Origin of the sequence: Fontimonas thermophila (genome assembly GCF_900113085.1) — a bacterium.
In the GTDB taxonomy this organism is placed as follows: domain Bacteria; phylum Pseudomonadota; class Gammaproteobacteria; order Nevskiales; family Nevskiaceae; genus Solimonas; species Solimonas thermophila.
Map to the genome: position 1 here is coordinate 1 of NZ_FOOC01000028.1, position 1,759 is coordinate 1,759.

Consider the following 1,759-nt stretch of genomic DNA (forward strand, 5'->3'; position numbering starts at 1 on the left):
GGCACGACCACACAGCGCCATCGGCTACTGCACCCCAGCAGAGATTGCTGCACGTCATCGGAATCACCCGACCGATGACGCATCAAACGAGGAACCCGGGTAACATCAAACCAAAAGGCTCTACTAACTACGCATCGGCACTATTCGTGGGGGCAGGTCAAGAGTTCGAGACAGCGGCAGCACTGGCCTGGCGCCGCAAGCGCCAGCAAAAGCGCACGGTTCAGGGGCGGTTTCTGGGCTGCCTACTCGGAGGCGCAGTGGGTGATGCCCTGGGCGCACCGGTGGAATTCATGAAGCGGGCCGAGATTCTGCATCGCTTCGGCCCGAAGGGCATCACCCAATACGCGCCGGCTTATGGTGGTCTTGGGACGATCACCGACGACACGCAGATGACCTTGTTCACCGCCGAGGGCCTGATCCGAGGCTGGGTACGCGGCTGCTTCAAAGGCATCACGAACTATTCCAGGATTACGGCCCACGCCTACTTGCGCTGGCTGCAAACCCAAGGCGAACGTCCGACCTGCGACATCGACTTCGGCACCGATGAGCCTGGCTGGCTGTTTCAGCAGCGTCAGCTGCACAGCCGTCGGGCACCGGGCAACACCTGCCTATCGGCCCTGCGCGCGATGAGCTCCCTCGGAGAACCGGCCCGCAACAACAGCAAGGGCTGCGGCGGCGTCATGCGGGTTGCGCCGGTCGGTCTGTTCGCCTGGCGCATGCGTCAGTACGAATCCCCTCAAGACACCTTCCGGCTGGGTACCGAGTTGGCTGCGCTGACCCATGGCCACCCGACCGGAGCCCTGACCGGTGGTGTGCTGGCGGTGCTGATCCTGGCGTTGAGCGATGGCGCGTCGCTGCGCGAGGCATTGGCCGCCGCCAAACTCATCCTGCGAGCCGAGCCCCACCACGAAGAGACGCTGCGGGCGATCGAGATGGCTGAGGAGTTGGCCGATTCCGGTTTGCCGCATGAAGAGGCCATTGCCCGGCTGGGCCAGGGCTGGGTCGCCGAGGAGGCCCTGTCGATCTCCATCTATTGCGCGCTGGTCGCCCGCAATTTCAAGGATGGCGTGATTCTGGCGGTGAACCACGATGGCGACTCCGACTCGACGGGCGCAATCGTCGGCAATCTGCTGGGCACGATGCACGGCGTGAAGGCGATCCCTGCCGAGTGGCTGGAGCCGCTGGAGCTGCGCGACGTCATCGCCGAATTGGCGGAAGACCTCTACGCCTTCAAGGATTGGGCGATCGGCGAGTACAGCGATAACGAAGAGCTGAATCAGCGGATCTGGCGGAAGTACCCTGGATTCTGAGATGGAGTGCACTGGCATGAGCGGAAATCGATGGGACCAGAGCCGGGCGTGCCCCATATAACGTGCCCCATATAAGGATGGCACTGCGTGGATGTGGTCGACCTGCGGGCCGACGGCGAGTCGGCGGACGAAACCGATTACGCGACCTGCCCGATGTGCGGCAACGAGAAGATCCGCTACGTCCACATCGTGGAGCACCCGGATCTGGATGAGAACTTCGAAGTCGGCTCGTCTGCGCCGAGAAGATGAGTGGCGACTACGAGGGGCCGAAACGGCGTGAGGCCAAGTTACGCAACCACGCAGCACGCCGAACCCGATGGTTGCAGCGCAGATGGAGGGTGTTCACCAAGGGTTTGAACCGCCCCGGCTTTCTCGGAGGCTCCAGTCTTTGAGAGGATGGAGCGATGAGCAAGGAGTAGACGCGGTATTCACCGGAGGTCGGGGAGCGC

At 63.1% G+C, this 1,759-nt stretch carries 2 protein-coding genes; both read left to right on the top strand.

What is annotated here, in order from left to right; all coding sequences use genetic code 11:
- Window positions 1-182: 182 nt before the first annotated feature.
- Window positions 183-1,310 carry an ADP-ribosylglycohydrolase family protein gene (locus tag BMZ48_RS12815; protein ID WP_436198151.1) on the top strand — a complete coding sequence of 376 codons (1,128 nt, stop codon included), beginning with the start codon at window positions 183-185 and terminating at the stop codon, window positions 1,308-1,310.
- A gap of 87 nt (window positions 1,311-1,397) precedes the next feature.
- Window positions 1,398-1,559 (top strand): hypothetical protein, encoded by a 162-nt coding sequence (locus BMZ48_RS13100; protein ID WP_200769634.1) that lies wholly within the window; start codon window positions 1,398-1,400, stop codon window positions 1,557-1,559.
- The last annotated feature ends 200 nt before the right edge of the window (window positions 1,560-1,759 follow it).